The organism is Rhizobium indigoferae, from assembly GCF_034554815.1.
Classification (GTDB): Bacteria; Pseudomonadota; Alphaproteobacteria; order Rhizobiales; family Rhizobiaceae; genus Rhizobium; species Rhizobium leguminosarum.
Window position 1 is genome coordinate 2835095 of the sequence record NZ_CP140635.1, and the last position, 19346, is coordinate 2854440.

Sequence of the window (19346 nt, forward strand, 5' to 3'; positions counted from 1 at the left end):
CCCGCCCGCCGTGGCTCCTACCAAACGACAATCGACAAACGTCAACTGGCGGATAGGATCCCCATGATTTTGATCACGTCGAGCGCTTCCCACATTGCTTTATCACCCACAAACCCAATTGCGAAAGCCCCTCTTAGTGCAACTGCGAACGGGGAAGCCACTGACTGGGGAACACCTCCCTCTGCGGTATATCGATTCCAGGCGGCACCTGCTTCTCGCCATTCAGGTTTCGTTCCTGCTGCATGGGAAGCTGCTGACTGGGGACCACCTCCCTCTGCGGTATATCGATTCCGGGCGGTTGCACTTGCTTCTCGCCATTCAGGTTTCGTTCCTGCTGCATGGGAAGCTGCTGACTGGGGACCACCTCCCTCTGCGGTATATTGACCCCAGACGGACTTGGCTGGACTTGGCGTTGAGGTATCTCTTTTTGCGTTTCCGTTGAATCTGATTGGAAGCTCGTCGGGGTTTGAGGACTGGCGTCCGAAGGCGTTACCAGGTCAATTTTTGTGCCATGAGCACGTTCGTCACGCGTGTAGCTCCACACTCCGCCGAGCACCAAACCCGCGCAAACAATTAGAAAGGTTCCTCCAGCAAGAGAAACACACAACCGCACAAAAGGGAGGGCAATTACATTCCGGAACGAAAGCGGACGAGCCGTGTATTTCATATCAGGGCTCCACTTCCAATAAACCTCCTCTCCTTTTAGGTCCATCACCGCACTCCTTCGAAACCTTGCGCGTCTTCCACGAAATTCCTGTGGGGAGGCTGAGTTCTGGGAGCTGCACTCACTTGTCCCGTTGCGGCCGCTATCACCTTTGCAGATTGGTAACCAAAAACGGCAAAGCCGATGAAGACGAGGGCATCCGGCGCATACATTTGCAGACTCAAGGGGCTGGGCCTGAACCCGATTTGCTGTATGACAAACATGGCAATCGCCGCTCCCGCGATCCCCGCGGCAATACCGGGTAACCAAAAGGACGCCGAAGTCGGTCGTGTCCAAAGTGACACGACCCCGAACATCCACGCCAAAAGTGGGATCGTGAACGGCCCCTTGAGATAAAGGATTACAAACGCCGGCGTGGAATACATGGTTGCCGAAAATGCCAGCGCTACACCACACAAAGCTGCACTCGCTCCCTGCACCACCATCGGGGCACGCGATGCCGAGCCGCGCCGCCAGCAGAAGGTCGCTACCGGCATCGCCAGAAATGCCATCCACATGTTGAGCAATTCATCCGAATTCAAGAGTCGCATAGCGATGTGCGTGTCGCCGAGACGCTGGTGCACTCCTACAACCATGAGCCCTAGCGAAACGGTCGTCACTAACAACATTGAAACCAGTATGGGCCACGATGCGACACCTGCAATGCCGAGCAAAACCAATAACATTAGTCGCATCGGCTCGGGATCGATTACAAAACCAGTACCTGAAATCGGATAGACCGAAAACGAAAGCAGAAGCAAAGTACCGGTGGCCACCGCGACCTTAGATATGCTTGAACGTTGATCTAAGAAGCTCCGCAGTCCTAAGACGACCTCGCCGAGGCTCCCGCTCCGGGCTACCTCTTTAATCATAAAAGCTACTAAGACGATCCAGATGCCACCGAGCGTTACCCAAAAGCCAGATCTGACCGCAAAGAGAAACGGAAAGAGGCCGAAAAGGATCGGGCGATCCGCATTTCGTCCCCATCTGTTTCCGATGAAGACCGCTGCAGGCAACGTAAGGTACGCCAGCGCATCCAACTCCATATCAATCGCAACATAGTACTTTGGTGGCAGGACCCCCATCAGGAACAGCGCCGGAAACGCAAGCCACAGCCACCCCCTACCAGTTTCCGTTGCAAAGGTACCGTCTGCACGGAAAAGGAAAAGCGTAACCGATATGAACAAGAATTCGATCACCACCCTGAGCGAGATCAACCATGGCAACGTGTCAGCTAATCGGACCGTTAGTCTGAACAACGCGGCGAGGATGAAGCCGAAAATAAGAGCCTTTACAGCAATTTCGAGGTAGGCAAGTCCTCCCGAGCGCCCTGCAACCGTCCCGACATGGAAAAATTCCTCTACCGGGTCAAACGCCCTTATCGCCCTCACCGAGGGACCATCAGACAACATTCCGATCAGTGTGTGAGCAACCACATAAACAGCAACCGCACCAGGTACAATCGTGTTTCCGAGCGTACCAAGTAAGCTGGAGCCACCCTCCGATACTGCTAACATTGACGCCGCTATGTGGGCTATCGCAACGAATGAGAAGAACTTCAAATCGGAGTTTCGACTGTCGACGTTTGTACGGGACTTTGCTGCAAACCCCGCGAACGCCATCATAGCTGGAGCCGCCCACGTCAGGGTTGAAACCGACGGAAACGCCTGCTGCAGGAACGCTGCCCATGATAGAAACAGCAGGGCGTAGCTCGCCATGGCTGTCATTGCCCATAGGCCATCGCTATACCGGGAAAAGGCTAGAAGTAGGACAAACGATATGAGGAAAGCCATCTGAAAGCCCTCGTAGTATCCGACTAAAACCAGCGTTGCCGCCGCCGCGAACGCTGCAGCGAATTCCAGTCCGCTGGTATCGCCGTCGAACAAGCACGAAATCAGCGGCCTGCTCCCCGCCGGCGGCCACAACAATGGCAGCGCCAGAAGAACCAGAGTGAGCGCTGGCAGGATTGTTAGGGGAAAGATGCTCGGTACCGCGACATAAAAAGGATAGGCCGCTATCGCCAACGCCGCGCCGACGGCAACGACGGCCCTACCTGAAAGGGTTTCCGCTTTGAGAGGAGGGCCGAGCAAAATGAAAGTGGCCACCAAGCAATTCATTGCCAACAGTGCCAATCGCAAGCCACCCGAGAATACATCCTGATATCCTGCGCCGATAAATAGTCTCAATGCCCACGGCAGGAATATTGCCGCTACCGCAGCCACAACGCCGAATGTCGCCAGGCCAAGCAACATGGTACCGGTAGGACGGTCTGCAGAACGCAGCTCAACTGAAAGGAGATCGTCACCGACCACGGTTCCGCTTTCGACAAAAGTCAGAAAGAGGCGGTCCTCAATGAACGCGCGATCGGCAGGCGAAGTCTCCCTTAGGATAAGCTTCAAGTCATTCCACGCACTGTTTAGGACGGTCGATCTTCTATAAACCACCACGCTTTCCGCGTTGGCTGCACGATTGAGACAACCTGTCGCGAAAGCGGCGAGTTGGGCGCGAAGTTCGTGCCAGCGTTCCTCGCTTTGCTGCGTCTCGACAAGCCAGGTCTGAAACGACGAGGCGACGTCGGCCCTAAGCCAGTCTGGCACATGTCCCGACCGAAACCATGGCAAACGGCTAAGACGCGACAGCAGGGCAGCCCCTGGTTCGCAGCCAGTAATCGCGGCCCAAATCTGTGGCGTTAGATTGGGGCTGACCTTAGGAAACAGCAGCAGCCCGGTAAACGCAGCGCGCGCTTCTAGCTCGGCGTTAGCAATCGTCATTTCGCCTGACCGCGCAGCTCCCGCCTCCATCACAGATAAGTGCTTGGTGGCATACGTGAGGACGCGGCTTGCCAGCTTTTTGCGATAGATTGGATCGCGGGGCGGAGTATCGCTCAGGAGTTCGACACGCTCCAGGTCGACCATCAACGGGTCCTCCGCAGGCGTTGCATATCGAGCAACCAGATTTAGAGATCTGGACGACTTTCTATCATGTATAATGGCCTCTACCGCGCTAAAGAGGCCGGACGTTGAACCCTCAACGTCTCCGAATGGGATTACAGTAAAGCCCATGTTGCTGAGTGTCTGTTCGCGTGGTCCCCATCGATCGGAAGGTGTTGGAGTAAGCAAAATTGGGCTGTCCCCAAAGGACGGCAAAACACGGGCGCGGCGGCGGTCAGGCTGCCCCGCAACCATACCAGCGTGGTCAGGCTCGCCAAAGAATGGTTTTTCCAATCTTGGCTTGAGTGAATTAAAAGGTTCGAAAAAGCCGCGACCTGTACTGACGACTATGACCCGCGAGCCTGGATGTCTGCGAGCGACTGCTTTCAATGAGAGTACAGCCTGCCCGCCGTAGCGTCTCCCGACCGCCTCCAGGACTTCGGGATAGGTACGGAAATCGTACCTCAGCAAATCCGCGCCGCCGTCTCTCAACCTCTTGGCCAGCGATGAAGCTAGAGCCGACAGATGATCGTCTCGACTTATTCTATCGACCAGTATCAAACAATCCGGGATGCGCGAGGCTATGCCCGGTATCAACCTGAAAAACCCTCCCGCCTCGATCGTAGCCCAAATTGTCCTAGATACATCAATCCCGCTTCCTCGAACCTTCACCGGACGCCTGAGGAGACGACCAGCTCTTCTCACAAGCGAAGTCGGGAAAAGCGTGATGTTGGTATCGACTGTGAGTAGTCCCGCAAGCGAACCCTCGCTCCTCGCGCGCGAGAGCCTCACCTGGCTGGCCTTTTTCGACTTCCACCAAAGAAGTGCGAAAATTGAAACGGCAAAAAATCCAAACAGCCTGTGGATCACTTCTCCGAAAAGAAGATTGAATAGCCACGCCCGGAAGCTTCCCTGCTCAGAGGTCACCTCGGACTGCGGCACGGGGACGGATTGAGCCACGTCCTCGATTGGATGTCGTAGCATCACCCAGGCAGCAACCATGACGATCAAAAGCAATATCGCCGAGATAAACGCAATCCTCAGACGCGCACTGACTAGGGGTGTCTTACTGGCAGTGGTGGCTGCCTCTGCAATTGACCCCTTTGGCGGTAGTGCCGGGGACCAGAATCCGTCGATTTCGGCTGTTGCGATGAGCTGTGCTTCGCCACTGGTAACCAAGAGCGGCAACAGAACGGCTGCCGCCTCTTGGCTGCGCGTGATCCTCATACCCCTGGCTGACAAAGCGCGCATTATGTCGGCAAGTCGCAAAAGGCGATCGGGGCTTAGCAGTATCCCCGAGGTGGCTTCGAGCCTTTTCAGAAGATCTGTAAGCTGCCCCACTCCGCCAATGGCCTCCCAATACGGCTGAAGTGGGAAATCGCTCTCCTGACCTTCGAGGGTTCTCATTTCAGTGCGCTCACAGGCAGCGCCTTCAGCGCATTGAGCAGATCGTCGGCTGTTTTGACCATTACGCCCAAAATTGCTTTGGCGACGTCCCGGTTAACCGGGACTCCTTCGATCAAGGCCTTTTGGATTGCATTCAAAGTCAAGGGAGACGCGTGGACGGCGCGTGCCAGCGCAATGTATTCGGCAGTTCCCGGAACGCGCGATGAGCCTTTCACCCTTTCGGCAACTCGCCTTCCCAACGACACAGCGACTTCAGATGTACGCTCCGCCAAGGTTTTGTCCATCTCATCGATCGTCATGAGATGTTGAAACACGATCGAACGGACCGTTTCCTCGTCAGGCATGGCGATTTCGTGGAACACACATCGCCGCAAGAACGCGTCGGGCAGGTTGTTCTCGGCATTGGTAGTCGCCACGACGATCGGTCGCGCCCTTTTTCTCAGTCGAGGATCCGCGGCGTCATCGACCGCGCCGATCTTCAATCCCAACTCGTCGATGTTGAACCTCATTGCCTCGAAACTTTCGAGGAGATCATTCGGAGTGTCTCTGGGTGCCTTGTCGATTTCATCGATTAGGACGACCGTAGCCGCAGGGATTTCGGAGAGTTCATCAGCGCGCGATAGGAGATCACGCAGCCTTAGGGGGCCGTCGAAACCTCTCTCGTTACCCACGATCTCGGCGATGCGGTCAGGATTGGTAATGGGTTCATCTTTTGCGGAATCCAAAACCAGGGCGTTTGCCCCGCATGCCGTAACGATCGCCCGACCGAGTGCTTCGAAACGCAGAAATTGCCGCAGGGGCTTCTGGCTAAAGTGAAAGCGGCCAAGGGTATCGAACTTGTAGAGTAGGTCACGACCGGAGGTCTGGGTCGTCACTGTCAAGCGGATCGGTTCCTGGTCCTCTCCCAGAACTTTGGAGGCAAGATAGTATGCCGCGCCCGTCTTTCCGACGCCTGGCAGACCACTTAACAAGAGGGGTTGGCCAAGCAGCACCGCCAGAGACGCGGCTGTCTCAAGGCTTTCGTCGGCAGTGTAGGGTCTCTTCCTTCCGCCTGCAGCGCGCGCCACGAATGACGTTGTTTCCAACCGATTGTCCAACAAATGAGCATCGAGTTCCAAGCCCTTCATAGGTCCCCCCATTTCCTCTCGACTACGGCATCCAGGCCGAGTGAGATGAGATTGAAATTTCGCGTTCCGGAGTCGAACGGCGGGTTCATCTTCCGCCCAACCGCATCAGCGAATTCCTCCATTTGAACTTCGTCGCGACACCATTGTAGGAAATCCGCAAAGGCTATTTCGTCTAAAACGAAAGGATAAACCTCACATTTCACTTCGGAAGGAACCATGCTGGACTCGCTAAAGACTTCAGTCAGCTTTCCGATGACCTTCTCCGCCCGGGAACGGGCTTCGTCGAAATCTGGTGCGCTCGTCACGACGTTGAGAATGGCGACCAACGGATTGTCTCGCTCCAACGTCTCTCCTCCGGGCGGGATGACCGAGGGCACGGACCAATCCGCCACATGTTGTAGAAACAAGTGCAATGTTTCCCGGAAACCGTCCCGAGCCTCAAAGGTCACTCGATCGAAGATTCTGGAATCCAGCACATCGAACAGTAGAAGTCTTGATACCGCGCCGCTTGCGAGCCGCATGGCGATGGTCGGTTCTTTCTTTGGGCTACCGGGCCGCTCCGCAACAAGCGCGTCGGCGAGTTTATCTAGAATGCGTCCCAGATCGGCCCGCGATGTCATCCCGGGAATCGACAGTACGCTCACGCCGGGCTTAGGACAGATTAATCGATCGAAGATCGGGTTCTCCGGCCGCGCGCTTTCTTCCTGCAGCCTTCTCAGAAAGAATGGGGAACCATCCCATTGTGTCGAAACAAAAGCAAACAGATAGCCCTTAGGCCTTGTCAACTTGAAAGCGTCCAAATACGATTTCACAGGGTCAGCACGGTCAAGTCGATGCATGACCTGTCGAGCTTTTGCTACTGGATATATTCCGCTCTCAGCGACTGAATTTTTCACACCGCATTCGAAAAGTTGCGCGGGAACCAACGCTTTGAATTCGGGGTGATCGGGCAAGGGGAGAACGAGAACGGCGTCCTTGGCGACATCGGTTGGAGGCGCACGTTGCAATATTCCAAACACTTCCAACAGATCCGTCTCCACAGCGTAGCGCCACACCGCAGCGCCTGACCCTCCTCCTAGAGGATTGGGCTGGCCGGCGACATTTCCGAGTAGCTTGTCCACTCCCATGAGATAGTGCCCGGTTATAAGCGCTTTGGTGTCCATCAATTGCCCCCTGCTTGGAATTGCGGCGACATCCTTCAGCCCCGCATTGCGCATCGCGCCCGCGAGGAGCTTTTGTGCTGTTCCCGTGTAGCCCCAAAAGGTCACTGTGAGTGTGTCGGCTCTCGGCGCGGAGAAGCGCAGCTTTTCGAGGCTGGCCGTTAGATTGTTGCGCTCGATGACGTCGTCGACTTCCAGCATGCTCTCGATCGTTATGAGCTTTTTTGAAGTTGGAACGAGCCCCTCATTGTCCAAGGCGATAAGCGCGACATCTAGCCTGTCGTCGGAGGCAGGTGTTCCGGATGCTGGCCATATGAGCCGCCCAGTAACAATCGATGGCGCTATGGCACGCTTTTCGGCAATCCTCGACTCGTCAGCGTCGGGATCTCGGGAAATTTCGAACTGCAACCTGATGTTCACCTCATCGTGCTTCGGCACCGCGAGATCAGGGCCGAAATCGCAAACCACATGTAGCGCTGTCAGGACTAGACGTCTGCTAATCAGCAAACCCGTTCCGATTTCCTCAGACCCGTCCGGGGCTATTCGGCGCACCAGGACTGTCAACGCCATGGCTGAATCGACCGTCAACCTCCGTCCTCCATTCGGTAACAACTTCAATGACCCAGTAGTTTCTCGACGAGCACCTCACGGTGCTTGGACGAGGCCAATGCCGACATCAGCTTGCGGCAAAGGGATTGATTTCACTGAGGATCTCACGGCGGTGGCGATGGCGTCGGCCGAAACGGGACCGTCTTCGGCCAACTTTTGCGCCCACAATGCGGCGACGCCAGCAACGTGGGGTGCGGCCATGCTTGTCCCACTACCGACGGAAAAACCGCCGCTCTTGTCGCATGAACATATTCCCACACCGGGAGCGCTCAGCGTTGCGCCCGTATTGGAAAATTTCGCCACTTCAAAATCCCCTGCGGGATTCCGCCCTACGGCTGATACCGAGAGGAATTTGTCTCCCGTCGCCGGCGGCGCAACGATGATCGTGTAGTCTGGTCGTTTGCTTTCATTCCCGGCCGATGCGACAACAACGCACCCTCGGACGAGCCCGTCATGTCCTACGGTAACGCGCGAGAGGTCGTCGAACAACTTGGTGTTCTGACGATACCCCGCGAGGGCGAGAGACGTCGCCTGGGCGGGATCCATGTCATATTGCTGTACGAGCGCTTTTTGGTAACCGGGGAAATCCATTCCCAGCGACATCGAGATGATCATCGCGCCTTCCGACATTGCCCATAGGACGGCTCGCACAATCTGTTCCGAGTTTCCTCCGTCTCCTGCGACCACCTTCCCGATGAGCAAATCGGTGATGCCTGGCGCGACGCCAATCTGACGGCCATCGACCTCCCGTCCAAGCAGGATGCCGGCACAATGGGTCCCATGACCATCGGTATCCGTGAAGTCGGTGTCGGCTTCGCCGTCCTTCACCGTAAAGTCGCGTCCCTTGATGTTGACCCCTTCGAGCGCGGGATGTTTCACGATCCCCGTGTCCAAAATGGCAACTTTCACGCCCTGTCCCCTGTAGCGGTTGCTGGCGGCCTTGATTGCTTCAAGGTTCCAAGCATTGACGTGACATGAATCCAGCCTTCCTTCGTCTACACCCTTGATCAAGGTCATCGGCATACGAGGAGCCACCGAAAGTACACTCTGGTCTGACAATGCCCTCGCGTGCTCGACTGCATCCATTTCGTCAATTTCAATGTCGTGGGGTTGAATGCCTCGATAGGCGTCAGCCTTCTTCGTTGCACCAATTAGCTCCGGATCCCTCTCGAACGCCGGGCTAGGGTTAAACGGCTTTCTGCCGGCCGTCCGCAAGACCACCATTTGAAGCTTTTTCATGGTTCCTCACACCCTCTCTCCCTTCGTATCCGGCGGAGGTCTTTTTATTCGGACAGCCGGATCTCCAAGAACGATGTAATTCCTCGCGTCGTCGCGCTGTACCCAGAGCCGCGCGAGTTCAGCGGTTCTTGTCTCGGCCGCATTCGGATCCCGCAACGCGTCCGAAAGCTGCACCGCTGCCGCGGCCCAGCGTAAATTGAACTGGTCGGTCGCCAGACCTATCCGCTCACCCTTCAGAAGACGCCTGAGAACGTCGCGGAGTCCCGCCGTTTGCGGGTTGTTGCTCCCCGTCCGGAAAGAGTAAGACCATGCGCGATCGATATGAGCGAGCACCGCCAAAGCGCCGCCGTTAGGATGGGAGAGGAGTGCCAACGGAAGTTTTGCGATACCTGGACGAGGTGCGATCTTTTTCGCGGTGTTGTCGGGGTTATCCCGGAAAGTGTCAAATTCGCTCCAGCCCCCACCGTAGCACGCGAACAAGACGTAGATCATTCCCCGAAGTCGGGCGTCGGAAGGTACATCGGCAGCGGAGAACCAGTGATCCTGGGATATCTGCCCATATCCCTCCCAATCCTGGCAGATCAGTGCCCCATTGGCGTCAGCGAGCCTGCTGTCGGATTGACTGAATGCCATCCCGTGAGTTCCGCTCAAAAGGACCGAGGGAGTTCCGCAGGGGCGGTTTCCTCGAAGGAGCTCTCCGAAAGCGGCCTTGGTGGCTGATTTTCCTAAAATCGGATCGATCGATATATTCAAGTGTGAAACGAGATTGGAAGCTTCGGGAGTGCCGAAGCAAAATGGCTTTGCGACATCGCGCGTGAAGAGCGCGGTTGCCGCGTCGAAGGGATGCTCAGTTGCGAAGATCGCCGCCGTCTGCACAGCGGGAGAATCGGTCGTTTCCACGCCTACGACGCTCTGCGCGTAGCGCGCGTAGGGTTCAAGCTCGTCGAAATGTAGACGTCCTACTGCCCAGAACATATCGAGCAGGTACTGAAACTCCATACTCACTTCCGTCGGGTCTGCGACGATAAGCAGGTAGAACGGCACCTTATTGTCGGGATCCACAGCCTCCAGGGAGGGCCCCCGCCCCTGTCGCGACAACCAAGCAGCGGCCGTCTCGCCCTGCCGGACACCGAGGTCTCCGTCGAAGACGAAATACCTGTCGCCGGCCTCGACCTTCCTTCGTTCCAGAAGAGGAGCCAGGGCCTGGCAGATTGCCGCGGTATCCTTGTTAGCTGGAAAGACGATGCCCCAACCCACCGAACTGAGCTCGTCGGGTTCAAAATCCCCCACCACTGCTTTGGGCGCAACGCCGGGCATAGAACCCAGTGGCGGTGCTTTGCGTTTTGCCGGATCAATGTTTCCAACGAGGTCGCTCTTCGCAGCCGCGATAACCGCCTCTCGTGAAATGGCCGGCAGTGGGTGGCCAGTGTCGGCATCCACGCCATTGGCGACCACTTCGATGTCTGTGTAGCTCACGGGGGTATTGGACATACTAATCCTCAATCTGCCTTTGGAAGTGCCGCCTGCCAAATGGCGTGAGCGACCTCGGGCCCATTGATCTTGCTGTGAGCTCCAGACGCCCCTTGGCCTCCAGCAATGAATTCGCTTGCCTCGATGTTGAAAACTCCGCGCACTCCCTGGAACGCGTATTGTTCCCTCGCCGTTTTCATCGCCATATCCGTAGCTTCGCCGCCCAGTCCCTGGGCTCCAAACGTCCCGACGGCACCGTATGTAGGCAGATCGAGCGCGGCGAAGTCGACTTGCCGTGCAACACCAGCCGCAAGGGGATAGTAGATCCGCAACGCCGTGTCGTGTCTGCTTCGGGTCGTGATGATCGGGCCGTCGACGAGTCGATTGGAAAGGCACCGAAGAAAATAACCGGGCGAGCCCCGCTTCACGGGGATATCATGGCAATAGGACCAAAGTGACATGGCCCCCTGTACCAATGCCATCGATGCAATGGGGCGTGTCTGTTCCGCTTCGTTGCGTCCCGCCACCATAGAGCTTACGACGATGCACCCAAAGCTGTGACCCATCAAATGAAAGCGAACATCTTGGCCGTTCACCCTCGATTGGAGGGTCCGAAACATCTTGTTCATGCCGCCTGAACCGACAGTCATCGCCCGCTGCTTCATCTTCCAGAACGACAATTGCCTGAGCGGGGCCAGTATCCATTCAAGCGCCGAGCCGCTAAAAGATGGGGGCAACGCTCCCTTTGCCTGGTTGAATGTCTCCGCCGGATCAAAATCATCCCTGTCGGAATCGGGGGAAGCACCCTCTCCGCCCGTCCCGAGTTCACTTAGCAATTCGTTGATGTTGAGGTACGCCTCCTTCGCCTCTTCAGGTAGAACAAGGGCATCCGGTTGCGCGGCTGCCGCATCGAACACCACGCGAAGGTTCTCCCGCAAACCCGGCCTGTCCCCAAGTCGCTCGACATAAGTCTCAAGGATGTCGTCCGCCAATCCAAACGACGGGGCTCCAAAGCCAAGTTCCTCGTCCCCCCACGGCAGGCTTGGCCAATGAACGCCGATCCGGTATTCTTTAAAGCCGGGCCGCGTCGCGACCATGGCGTCACGATCCGCACTCAAAGCTTCCGCAGCCGCGATCCAGCGTGAGTATTGTGCCTTCGCAGCATCAACATCGCCCATCCAGCCATGGCTCAGGATAAAGACATCGGTGTATTGTCCGGACGAGACGTCATCTACAATCGTTTTGGAAAATAGCCCACCACGGCCGTCTGGATCATCCGTTCGCTCCCGGCCTTCGCCGTCGAAGCAAAGCAGGGCGTAGCGCCCGTTCTTGGTGGCTTGGTAAGGCATCCACTCCTCCATGTTGCGCGAGAAGCGATCAACTAGGCATTCAACATTCCCGGATTCGATATCAATACAGGCTGGGCTCCTGCGCCGAACGCGAGCCCCGGACCGGGAGCAGCACCCGACATCCGCCATTTCCCATCAAACGCGATATTGAAAACCTTAAAGCCGAACACCACTGGAACGGTGCCGGAGAAAGTCACACCGCCGGAGCTCTCGCTGGCGCTCGAAACGCTAAGATTAGCGCCGATTGCTTGCTTGATGACCGGAATCTGCATGTCGATCCTGCCCGACTTTTTGTCCTTGGCCTCGACCGATATGGATGTCGATTCAAGGACCTCGGTGATGACGTAGGTCTGGGCTTCATCATTTTCGAAATAGCGCTCGAAGATCGGCCCGTCGCCCGACAGGTCGCCGTGCCCTAGATAGCTGCCGACGGCAAAGGGATCGACGCCGCGATAGGTAACATCGCCAAACGTAAATTGAATGCTTTCAGCATCGGCAAACACAAAGTCTAGTTTTGGTGCTGCTGATCCCAGTGACCCCAATATTCCATAGAGCAGTTTCAGTCCCACTGAGGTGCTCATTTCGTTAGTCTTTTGGCCGGTTACAGCCGAGGCGAACTCAGGCGGTCGTTCCTCCGGGACGGCTTCGGAGGACCTCCAAATCTGTGACAACTTGCCTAAACGTTCGAGACTCTTTCCGTCGCGACCGAGAACATCGAGAGGATTAATACCCCTGCGTGGTACACGCACCACGTTGTATCCAATTTCGTTCAAATAGGTGAGTGCATTGTCCGTGCATATGCCCATCGCCGGCCCTCCAGCGTGAATCTATTGCACTTCAATACAATCACGTCGCCCCTAAATTGTAAATGACAATATAGCAATCGTGTAGTAATAATGGCCCTGCAAGTACTCTTCAGCCAATGGAATAACCACGCCTTCTAAAACAAGGCGACGCTTTAGGCTTGTCAAATGTCCGAAAATGATACTCAGTCAGAAGAATTCTTCGGCAATACTTCGCTCTCGGCCGCTCTGGCGGATCGGGAGGCGAATGAAATCAACCAAGAGATGTTAGCTTCGCTTGGGATCGATTTCGCGCCCCCAAACGCGCGAGGCATTTCGCAACGACCCTACGACTTGATTGTGAATCACGAAACTGGAGGCCGTCGTTACTATGAAAGAGTCTACGGCGGCCGCCCGGTATGGCCTGGTGAAAACTCAGGTGTAACGATCGGCTTCGGTTATGATCTCGGCTACGTTGGTGCGAACGAATTTCAGTTCGACTGGAGGTCGCTGGGCACCGCGGCAGTCGGCGAATTGTCGCGATGCGTTGGAAAGCACGGGGGAAACACAGAAGATGCGTCCTTGAAAGCACTGACGAATGCCGTCAGGCACATCGTCATTGCTTGGGAACAAAGCGAAGTTGTTTTTAAAGCGGTAACCGTGCCCAAATTCTCGAGCCTCACCACCAAGAGCTTGTCCAACACCGACGACCTCACCGACGACTGCTATGGGTCGCTAGTGTCACTCACGTTTAATAGAGGCGCGTCGTATGGCATCGCGTGGAACAGGGACAAGGATCCCATCGATCGCTACAAAGAAATGCGGGCAATCAAAGCCGATATGGCAAATCGCGAGTTCGGCGCAATCCCCGTACATATCAGGGCAATGAAACGCATCTGGAAAGGCAAGACAATTGAAGCCGAAATGACAAAGCGGCGCGAAGAAGAAGCGGCACTTTTTGAAGCTGGTCTACGAAATGCTTGACGACGACCCATCTGGATAAGGGAGCAATACAGTGGACGATCTTGACCCGAATGCGAACAATGATCTTGATCCCGGGAAGTCGCCCGGTCCCAACCCATCGCGGGAAGATATTGTTGTCGCGAACTTTGGAATCGACGGAACAGGCGACCTTCCTCCCGGGGAAAGGGTTGACGACCTTCCAGAAGCGTTTGCGATCGCCACCACGGATTTTTCCATAGCTAAAGCCAAGGCGTTTTTAGAGGCGTGCCTGAATTCGAATCCGCGCGTCACCTATGGGCTGGGCAAGAAGATATCTCCGGGACAGCAGCCTGGCAGTGGCGGTTTCCTTCAAGTTGATTGCAGCGGCTTCGTGCGACAAACGATCCGTCTCGCCACCAATCTGGGAGGAACGTTCCCGGATGGCTCGGTAGTACAGCATGAATGGGTGCGGAAGAAGGGCTATGCGCCTGATAGCGTGGCCTCCGGCGCGGCAAGTGATAACAATATTCGGATCGCTTTCCTATCTCCGAGCTCGACAAGCAGCGGCATTGGGCACGTAGTCTTGCTTTACCGGGGCATGAGTTTCGAATCCCACGGCGGCGTTGGACCCGATTCACGGCCATGGACCGGAGCCGGATGGCAAGCGAAGACCAAAGTCTATGTTTTCGGTCGGGCAGTGTGATCCTGAGAGGGACACGAGCAAGTGGATGTCGACTTCGAGGTCGAGGCCGCCCTCGCCTTCCATGACGACGATGCCAAGGCTACATTGCGACACTGCTCGGTGACATCAAGCACCTTCGCCTGCAACTGGCATTTGCGACGGCGGCGATGGGTCACGGGATGACGCGGGGATCGAAGCCTACTTTCGACCCCGAAACCTAACGTGCTGGAAAGAACCAGCCGCACAGCAAAGCCCAGTTTCGAGACCGCCGTCCGGAAAGGGTGGATCGCACAGGGACCAGACCTCGAGACCATGGTCGACGTCGCCCTCGCCAAGAAGCTGTTCCGCGCGGTGTACGCTTCGGGGCGCAGAGCGGACACCGACCGATAGATCTTCGCCGTCAGCCGTTTCCGCATAACCGTTTGGGCCGATGGGCGTTGCGCGGAAATGCTATCGCGGGGATTGGGCTGGCTTCGGATTCGTCAGGGCGAACGCGATGACTGGTGGTTTTGGAAGCACTATCCGTACAAAATATCCGCTGCCCTTGAAGCCCCGAGATCGCACGGTCCCTCGCTGCAAAAGTGGCACGACCGCTAGGAATACGAAACGTCTCGCACGCCCATCAGCACGCAAGCGTCCGTAAACAACTTCGCGTTTTCACCAGGGGCACCTTCGACTTCGAAACCGCCATCCCACGTCAGTCCCACGCGTGCGAGAACCCGTTGAATATCCAGGACAGGTGCTGGCGGCTCGTCCTCCGGCAGAAGAAATCGCTGCACACGAAGTCCATCGATGTGGACTTCGTGACAATGTCGCCCGAGTGCCTCTCGCGCCTCCAGAAGCCGAAGCATCGCCTTGGGGCTGCCTTGGACTTCACTAACCTGGAGGATACCCTCAAGGTTCTCCTCGATTTGATCGACCAATTGGAAATACCAGGCCTTGAGATCGGATAGCCGCGAAAGCTCGATTTGGTCACCGCAGTTCTCGAGCACGTATCGCCAGTCCGTGCATTCGATAGCCTGCTGGATCTCCTCTACTGGTAGGCCCTCACTGAGATGGCGGTTTGCGGCTTCCGCAAGCGCTTTGTCGTCCTCTGCGCGCGCTTGGCAGCGCAAAGCCGCAACCCGGGAGAGATCAAAGGACTGCCGCATCGATGCCTGCCTTAGAGTTTTGAGCTAGCTGCTTTCTTGCTTCGAATTCCGCTTGTGCCGATCGAAGACGGGCTTCGTGCTCCTCGGACCAAATTTCATGGACGGTATCGCCACCGTTCCATTGGAAACCATGCTCCTTGAGGCAGTCGTCGATAGCCGTTTTTAGCGGCGGGGACAGTTCGCCAGCCCGCATATGTCGATTGATCCTAATGCCAGCCAACTGGGTATTTTCCGCGATGCGGGCAACGAGAGTGCGCACCCTCACCTGCTGAAACTCCGCGGTACGACCAGGATCGTCCATGTCCTGTACTCTGAGGCGTGAGGCCGCAGTTTTGAGGCCGCTAAGCGCTTGCGTCCACTCCGTTGAAAGGTCGTCCAGTTTTGCGATCGAGATGCCGCGGCCGGAATTGGTCAGGACAAACCGCCAGGCAGTGTTTGCCGTTGCTGCTCTTAGAGCTGAGATCGGGCATCCCTTTGCTATAAGTGATTGGATTTCCAGAATGTTTTCTTGCTCCAGCAGGTCCCTGAGGAGCTTCGTCCGATCTTCGTTCGCCATCTCATCTCCACTTCTGGCTAAAAGTGTTCCGGCAAACAGAGAGACCGTCAATACGAAAAATGGGGCTTGGCGCTTCATAGAAAGGAGGTGTGTCAAACCGGCCCCAAGATCCAAACGAACTTGCCTATTGGGCCCGCGATGCGTCAGACTTCTACAATGAGGCCGGGGGCAAATTGGGTTTGCTCTTTTGGATACCCTCGTGGGTTCGAGACAATTCTTGTGCTCCCGACGTAGTAATCATTGCGGTGATGAACGTGTCCATGGACCCAAAGGGCCGGTGGGGTTTCAAGTATGAGTTCTTGCAAATCCGAAGCGTAGCAAGCCGACAGCGGGTCGTGTCGAAACTCCGAGGCCACCGAACGGGGCGACGGTGCGTGGTGGGTCACGACGACTGCTTTTTCGGTTGACCGCTTGCGAAGTTCCGTGGCTATGAACTCTCTCGTCTCGACATGCTTTTTATAGGTGTCGATGGGTCTGAATTTGGAGTACGGATTCTTCGAAAGCCTGATCTTAGTGTAGTCGTTCATGTCATGGGCTGCGTACGACATCGCGACCTGAGGGTTGATCCCAAACAACCGAAAATCAGTCCACAGTGTGCCTCCTATGAACGACACGCCATCGATCTCGACCACGGAGTTTTCGAGGAAGTGGACACCCGCATGGCTTTCCGCCACGGCCTCCTTCAAGCTCTCTTGGACTGCATCGCCATAGAACTCGTGATTACCCGCCACGACGACTATCGGGATTTTTCCAGCAAGATACTTCGCCAGCCAGCGTAAGCTCGGAACGATCCCCTTCGTCAGAATGTCGCCGGCGCAGACGACGACGTCGGCGTCAGCCGGAGGTTCGAAACTGAAAGGTTCGCCGAACTCCAAATGAAGGTCGGAGATCGTCCAGATGTTCATGGACGGAAGCACCAATTGCAAACCGGCGTTGGAAACGAGAATGACCTGCCGCCCCCAAAACGGCGTCGGCCGGCGTTGGCTCGTTCTTTGAAGCTCAGCATTCTTTTGACCTCGAGTCTCTTTGAAACAAAAAAGGAAGGTCCGGAAGGTAACGGGCAGCAAACGCCGGTCGCATATTTAGCGCAACTGGGTCGTACTTTTTCGTTAGACCGCGGCGAGCCTGTTCCTCGGAAAGCCACCCGTCACCCAATCGCCAACGTTCGTGGAATAGGTCATCTAGCTCGAACGCGGTCCACAGTTGGAGGTTTTTCACGGCTTTCGCCCTTGCCTGTGGCGACGAGGAACCTCGCGCCATCATCGCCAACCATTCGACGATGTCCTGCTCGGTTATGGCAGTGATGCTCTCGATCTCGGCGGCGATATCCTCCGGAATGGTAGCCAGCGCGATGTCACGAGCCTCAAGAAAGCGCTTGTCTACCGTGAAATCGATGGCCCACTCCTGGGGGTCGTCGCGCCAGAGGATCGTCTCAGCTTCTCTTGTCCATCGTCCGTCCAAAATCAAACCAAGACTCTGGAAAGCCGGAAATGCCTCGGGCGCGAGAAACGCGGGTCCGCACCCGTTCGCGGCCCGGATGTTAGGTCGAATAAGACCGGACGGTTTGGGCGCATCTCGCGCTCCCGGATGATGCCGGTACCCGAGGATGTCGTTTTGAGCGGCTAGACTTACCACGATCGCAGCAAGATCGTCCCACCGCGGCAAAACTGTTGGCAATGCGGGTTCCGGAACGGGCACCGCGCCCAACGTCGCAAAGGTCGCATAGCCAAGCCTTATCAGCGCATCGCACCCGGCTTCGTAACAACTTGTATATTGGTGCTCCCAACTGCCAGAGAGGTCGCGGGGGAGCCGCGCGACGAGAAAGTCGACGACGGGCTCCACCCATTCCCGTCCGTGGGCGAGGCTGGTGGGCTCGGCACCAGGGGCTATCGGTCGTTTGATCGGGATGGAACCGACGGCAACTGATTTACCCGAAACCAACTGCCCCTTTGGTTGGCCACTTCTCTCTGCCATAGACCGCACGCCTCTCATTGTTGGTTCATCCTCATGAGGAAACTTAGTCGTCAAAGATCGGCGGCAGACGACCCTCCCAATGGTCAAATTCGACTTGCGACCCGAGACGGTACCAACGAGACAAAGTCCTCGCGATGCCACGATGGCGGTCCAAATAGAACAGTTCGCTTGATGCAGCAGTTTGGCCATCCTGGATCGAGGGATGAGCAAGGGTTCGGCCAACGAGGCATGGCACCCTCCTGCTGGCAAGGCACCAAGAGTTTATCGCAACGGCAGCAACGGCAGCGTTGATTTTGTCGACATTCTCAAGGTCGTCTGCGAGACGTCGAAGCATAGTCACAAGGCTCGCCCGGGGCGTACCAAAGCACTTACTGGCATCCGATTCGTCAGGTATCACGCTCGGTCCCTATTCTTGATGTCCGAATCATCTTCACAACGCCCTTTATAGACTCACTTTGAGATATTTAAAGACATCAAAGTGCTGTTGTTGACATTTTTTAAGTCCCCAGCTTCATCAAAAAAATGAGGATTATTGCACCCCCAGAGGCTTTACGCGCCGCTCGCGCGCTTTTGGGCGTCTCGCAGCGTGACGTTGCGGACCAAGCCGGTGTTCCTCAGAGGTCGCTTTCGATCGTCGAGAACTCCGACTATCTGCTTGCGGACACCAACCTGCTTCTCGTTGATTTTTACACCGCCAAGGGCTTGGTTTTCCTAGGTGAAGGCTTCATCGGCTCCGAGATCGCACGTTGCGGAGCCTGTTGGGCTGCCCCGGAAAATCCGGGAAAGCCAGAGTCAACGGAACCGCAGTTCCAGACGCTGGACGTCTCGGTGTCCTTCAAGGCAGCACGCGCATTTCTGAACAGAGAGCGAGCAGACATTGCTGACTCAGCTGGACTCACGGTGGCCGCAGTGAGAGGTTTGGAAGCAGGAAAGAAATGGACTGAATCCTATCAGAAGCTCGTCGAATTCTACGAATCGGAAGGCATCGAGTTCACTGGATGGGGCGAGCCCTCGACGCAGAAGTTCTATGGCGTCGGGGTTCGCTGGAAGGGCGAGCGTAGGGTGAGTACGCGCTCGTAACAAAAATGGTATCTGATCGCGCGGGACTTGCGTGATCCTGGCATCGCCGACGGCTGCTACACCGTAGTCCAGGGGCACATGCCTCATCGAAGTCCCGTCTTTCACCTAAAGACCCACAAGTTATCTAGTCGATCGTCGAGGGCCGATTCAACTAGGGGCGACCAAATCCCTTGGTCGGCAACTTC

Annotated in this window: 14 protein-coding genes; 3 read left to right on the forward strand and 11 right to left on the reverse strand. The window is 56.3% G+C overall.

Annotation, left to right across the window (positions count from 1 at the left end; all coding sequences use genetic code 11):
* Positions 1–711: 711 nt before the first annotated feature.
* The 7 genes from U5G49_RS14410 to U5G49_RS14440 are packed head-to-tail and all read right to left on the reverse strand — an operon-like array spanning position 712 to position 12800.
* Complete coding sequence (locus tag U5G49_RS14410) at positions 712–5040, reverse strand: hypothetical protein (RefSeq protein WP_193445524.1); 4329 nt, start codon at positions 5038–5040, stop codon at positions 712–714.
* The gene (locus U5G49_RS14415; protein ID WP_193445523.1) at positions 5037–6167 is read right to left on the reverse strand and encodes an AAA family ATPase; all 1131 of its coding nucleotides are present in this window, start codon (positions 6165–6167) and stop codon (positions 5037–5039) included. Before U5G49_RS14415 ends, U5G49_RS14410 begins: the two co-directional genes overlap by 4 nt.
* On the reverse strand, positions 6164–7915 hold the full coding sequence (locus U5G49_RS14420) for a trypsin-like serine peptidase (RefSeq protein WP_193445522.1): 1752 nt from the start codon (positions 7913–7915) through the stop codon (positions 6164–6166). Before U5G49_RS14420 ends, U5G49_RS14415 begins: the two co-directional genes overlap by 4 nt.
* 57 nt (positions 7916–7972) lie before the next feature.
* A complete protein-coding gene (locus U5G49_RS14425; RefSeq protein ID WP_193445521.1) occupies positions 7973–9175 on the reverse strand; it encodes a S8 family serine peptidase in 1203 nt (400 codons plus the stop codon).
* Between the two features lie 6 nt (positions 9176–9181).
* Positions 9182–10666 carry a C25 family cysteine peptidase gene (locus tag U5G49_RS14430; RefSeq protein WP_193445520.1) on the reverse strand — a complete coding sequence of 495 codons (1485 nt, stop codon included), beginning with the start codon at positions 10664–10666 and terminating at the stop codon, positions 9182–9184.
* Positions 10667–10674: 8 nt separating this feature from the next.
* Positions 10675–11994: a hypothetical protein gene (locus U5G49_RS14435; protein WP_193445519.1), complete on the reverse strand. Its 1320-nt coding sequence runs from the start codon at positions 11992–11994 to the stop codon at positions 10675–10677.
* A 32-nt stretch (positions 11995–12026) separates the two neighbouring features.
* A complete protein-coding gene (locus U5G49_RS14440; protein WP_193445518.1) occupies positions 12027–12800 on the reverse strand; it encodes a gasdermin in 774 nt (257 codons plus the stop codon).
* A 165-nt stretch (positions 12801–12965) separates the two neighbouring features.
* Between U5G49_RS14440 and U5G49_RS14445 the strand changes: the two genes are divergently transcribed.
* Entirely contained in the window at positions 12966–13760 is a 795-nt protein-coding gene (locus tag U5G49_RS14445; RefSeq protein ID WP_193445517.1) for a lysozyme family protein, read from the forward strand.
* A gap of 31 nt (positions 13761–13791) precedes the next feature.
* Positions 13792–14421, forward strand: coding sequence for a hypothetical protein (locus U5G49_RS14450; protein WP_193445516.1), 630 nt, complete (start codon positions 13792–13794; stop codon positions 14419–14421).
* Positions 14422–14993: 572 nt separating this feature from the next.
* Here U5G49_RS14450 and U5G49_RS14455 read toward each other — a convergent pair.
* From U5G49_RS14455 to U5G49_RS14470, 4 genes are all read right to left on the reverse strand, one after another.
* Complete coding sequence (locus U5G49_RS14455) at positions 14994–15551, reverse strand: hypothetical protein (protein WP_193445515.1); 558 nt, start codon at positions 15549–15551, stop codon at positions 14994–14996.
* Positions 15535–16107, reverse strand: a complete 573-nt coding sequence (locus U5G49_RS14460; protein WP_193445514.1) for a hypothetical protein — start codon at positions 16105–16107, stop codon at positions 15535–15537. Before U5G49_RS14460 ends, U5G49_RS14455 begins: the two co-directional genes overlap by 17 nt.
* Positions 16108–16250: 143 nt before the next feature.
* Positions 16251–17012, reverse strand: a complete 762-nt coding sequence (locus tag U5G49_RS14465) for a metallophosphoesterase (RefSeq protein WP_193445513.1) — start codon at positions 17010–17012, stop codon at positions 16251–16253.
* 94 nt (positions 17013–17106) lie between these two features.
* Positions 17107–18081, reverse strand: a complete 975-nt coding sequence (locus U5G49_RS14470; protein WP_193445512.1) for a hypothetical protein — start codon at positions 18079–18081, stop codon at positions 17107–17109.
* Positions 18082–18603: 522 nt separating this feature from the next.
* Between U5G49_RS14470 and U5G49_RS14475 the strand changes: the two genes are divergently transcribed.
* Positions 18604–19161 (forward strand): helix-turn-helix domain-containing protein, encoded by a 558-nt coding sequence (locus U5G49_RS14475; protein ID WP_193445511.1) that lies wholly within the window; start codon positions 18604–18606, stop codon positions 19159–19161.
* Positions 19162–19346 lie beyond the last annotated feature (185 nt).

Excerpts from the sequence above, each read along its gene's own strand:
- U5G49_RS14410 (WP_193445524.1), bottom strand. The coding sequence starts at position 5,040 with ATGAGAACCCTCGAAGGTCAGGAGAGCGATTTCCCACTTCAGCCGTAT.
- U5G49_RS14415 (WP_193445523.1), bottom strand. The coding sequence starts at position 6,167 with ATGAAGGGCTTGGAACTCGATGCTCATTTGTTGGACAATCGGTTGGAA.
- U5G49_RS14425 (WP_193445521.1), bottom strand. The coding sequence starts at position 9,175 with ATGAAAAAGCTTCAAATGGTGGTCTTGCGGACGGCCGGCAGAAAGCCG.
- U5G49_RS14430 (WP_193445520.1), bottom strand. The coding sequence starts at position 10,666 with ATGTCCAATACCCCCGTGAGCTACACAGACATCGAAGTGGTCGCCAAT.
- U5G49_RS14435 (WP_193445519.1), bottom strand. The coding sequence starts at position 11,994 with ATGCCTTACCAAGCCACCAAGAACGGGCGCTACGCCCTGCTTTGCTTC.
- U5G49_RS14440 (WP_193445518.1), bottom strand. The coding sequence starts at position 12,800 with ATGGGCATATGCACGGACAATGCACTCACCTATTTGAACGAAATTGGA.
- U5G49_RS14445 (WP_193445517.1), top strand. The coding sequence starts at position 12,966 with ATGTCCGAAAATGATACTCAGTCAGAAGAATTCTTCGGCAATACTTCG.
- U5G49_RS14455 (WP_193445515.1), bottom strand. The coding sequence starts at position 15,551 with ATGCGGCAGTCCTTTGATCTCTCCCGGGTTGCGGCTTTGCGCTGCCAA.
- U5G49_RS14460 (WP_193445514.1), bottom strand. The coding sequence starts at position 16,107 with ATGGCGAACGAAGATCGGACGAAGCTCCTCAGGGACCTGCTGGAGCAA.
- U5G49_RS14465 (WP_193445513.1), bottom strand. The coding sequence starts at position 17,012 with ATGAACATCTGGACGATCTCCGACCTTCATTTGGAGTTCGGCGAACCT.
- U5G49_RS14470 (WP_193445512.1), bottom strand. The coding sequence starts at position 18,081 with ATGGCAGAGAGAAGTGGCCAACCAAAGGGGCAGTTGGTTTCGGGTAAA.
- U5G49_RS14475 (WP_193445511.1), top strand. The coding sequence starts at position 18,604 with ATGAGGATTATTGCACCCCCAGAGGCTTTACGCGCCGCTCGCGCGCTT.